The sequence below is a fragment of the Deltaproteobacteria bacterium genome, from assembly GCA_016234845.1.
GTDB lineage: Bacteria > Desulfobacterota > Deferrimicrobia > Deferrimicrobiales > Deferrimicrobiaceae > JACRNP01.
Window position 1 is genome coordinate 1 of sequence record JACRNP010000100.1, and the last position, 2,395, is coordinate 2,395.

The following is a 2,395-nucleotide window of genomic DNA, read 5'->3' on the forward strand; positions in this document are numbered from 1 at the left end:
GGCTTCTGCATCGGGGCGGGTCAGGCCCCCCCGTCGGGCGGCGTGTCCGTCCGGACGAACAACCGGAACTTCGAAGGGCGGTCGGGGACCAAGGACGCCGGGATCTTCCTCGTGTCGACGGAGACCGCCGCGGCGTGCGCGCTGACGGGCGAGATGTCCGACCCGCGCGACGTGGCGGCGAAGCTCGGCATCGAGTACCCGAACGTGAAGGTGCCGAAGAAGTTCCACATCGACGACTCGATGGTCCTTACGCCCGCGGAGAACGGCTCCGGGGTCGAGGTCCGGCGCGGGCCGAACATCGGCAAGCCGCCGGAGAGCGCGCCGCTGCCGGAGGCGATCCGCGGCGAGGTGACGCTGAAGGTCGGCGACAAGATCACCACCGACCACATCATGCCGGCGGGCGCGCGGCTGAAATACCGGTCCAACATCGCCAAGTACGCCGAGTACGTCTTTGAAGGCGTGGACGCCGCATTCAGCCGGCGGGCGCTCGAAAACAAGGCGAAGGGCGTGCACAACGTCGTCGTCGGGGCGCTCTCCTACGGGCAGGGATCCTCGCGGGAGCACGCGGCGATCTGCCCCAGCTACCTCGGCGTGCGCGCCGTCATCACCAAGTCGTTCGAGCGGATCCACTCCGCCAACCTGATCAACTTCGGCATCGTGCCGTTCCTCTTCGCGAACGAGGCGGATTACGACCGGATCGCGCAGGGAGACCAGGTCGAGATCCCGAACGTGCGGGAAGCGATCCGGAAAGGTTCGAAGGTGAAGGCCCGGAACGTGACGAAGGGGTTCGACTTCGACGTCACCCACTCCCTCACCGGCCGGCAGGTGGAGATCGTCCTGGCCGGCGGCCGTCTCGCCTACACGAAGGAGAAAGGCTCCTTCTGACGCCGTCCGGCGGACGACGGCGCCGCATTCAGGGGGACACTCTTCGGTTTTGATTTCCGTCGGTATTCGGGAAGAGTGTCCCCCGCCATCTGAAGAGTGTTCCCCGCCTTCCCCTCCCGGCCGGACCGCCTCATCCCTTGCCCGCCAAATCCGTAACGGTTCCTGAAACTGTTACAGATATGGAATCCCGATTTCGGCAAACGCTTCCGTAAAACCTCGTTTTGACAACGGATCTTGAGTAACCCCGCTCCGGCTTGCCTTTTGCTCCGATGGGGGTACGCCCGCGGTTCCATCGAATGCGGGTGCATCTTTCCATGGGGGTGCGGGGCATGATGACGACGAAGTTCGCTTTCCCGGTTCCGATCCTGTTCCTGTGCGCCTTGGCCGTGTGCGGGCCGGCGTGGGGCGCGACGGCGGGTGCGGACGCCGAATCGTCCGTAAGGAATATCCTGGCCCTGGAAAAGGGGTGCGGGTGCGCCGAAATCGCGAAGACGGAAATCTACCGGAGGGAAGGGTTGGATTACGTCGCTTCGAGGGAGTTCGCGGAAGCGATGGCCGCGGTGGCGACCGGCGCGTCGATGTATGCCCCGACGGAGGTCCCGGCGTCCTGGCGTACCGTGGCCGCGGAATGGACCGCCTCCATGGACGCGTACTCCGGGAGGGGAACGCAGGTGGCGGATGCCCGCGTCTCCATGCCGGTTCCTGAAAAGATGAACTATTTCGAGCGGCCGGAAACGTGCGCCCCGGCCCTCCTCTACCTCGCCTCCCTCGAGTACCGTGCGCGAACCGGAAACGACCGGATCGTCCCGGTGTTTCCGCGCGTCGCGCGGGCGTCGACGCGGGAATTCAAGAACGGGCTGGCGTTCCGGAAAGGGATCCGGTGTTTCAGGGATTGACCGGACGGCTTCCGCCTTGGTAATGTCTCCGGGGTTGCCGCCCGGAGGGTGATGTTGGGGAAGGACGACTGGAAGTACGACGAGGAACAGTGGGACGAGAAGGGGGAAGAGGAGGCGAAGGAGCTTCCCCCGCAGATCCAGTGCGCCCAGTGCCTCCACTGGGTGGATCGCGAGTCGCTCTACTGCCCGTGGTGCGGGAAGAAACTCCCCGAAATCCGACGGAAACCTTCTTCCTGAAAGATTCGTGTGTATTTATCCCTTGACACCGGGGGAGAGGCGTTGCTAAAGTGCCCGGTGTTGCAAATTTTGGGCTTTCGAAAGTCCAGGTTTGACAGCGTAATCCAGTCAGGAGGTACAAGGCAGTGGCACAAGGAACGGTGAAGTGGTTCAACGACGCGAAGGGGTACGGTTTCATCGCACAGGAAGGCGGACCGGACGTGTTCGTGCATTTCAGCGCGATCAAGATGGACGGTTTCCGCTCCCTGAAGGAAGGCGAGCGCGTCGAGTTCGAGATCACCGAAGGCCCCAAGGGCCCGCAGGCCGCCAACGTCACGAAGGCGTAGACTGGGCGGCAAACCCGAGGGGACGAATACTCCCCCGAAAACGGAACCCCC

General features: G+C 64.1%; 4 protein-coding genes. All 4 read left to right on the forward strand.

Annotation, left to right across the window (positions count from 1 at the left end):
* A partial coding sequence (locus tag HZB86_07455) for an aconitate hydratase (GenBank protein ID MBI5905375.1) occupies positions 1-885 on the forward strand: 885 nt, incomplete at its 5' end.
* Between the two features lie 296 nt (positions 886-1,181).
* Positions 1,182-1,781 carry a hypothetical protein gene (locus HZB86_07460; GenBank protein MBI5905376.1) on the forward strand — a complete coding sequence of 200 codons (600 nt, stop codon included), beginning with the start codon at positions 1,182-1,184 and terminating at the stop codon, positions 1,779-1,781.
* Between the two features lie 48 nt (positions 1,782-1,829).
* Positions 1,830-2,018 carry a zinc ribbon domain-containing protein gene (locus tag HZB86_07465; protein MBI5905377.1) on the forward strand — a complete coding sequence of 63 codons (189 nt, stop codon included), beginning with the start codon at positions 1,830-1,832 and terminating at the stop codon, positions 2,016-2,018.
* Positions 2,019-2,143: 125 nt separating this feature from the next.
* A complete protein-coding gene (locus HZB86_07470) occupies positions 2,144-2,344 on the forward strand; it encodes a cold shock domain-containing protein (GenBank protein MBI5905378.1) in 201 nt (66 codons plus the stop codon).
* Positions 2,345-2,395: the final 51 nt, after the last annotated feature.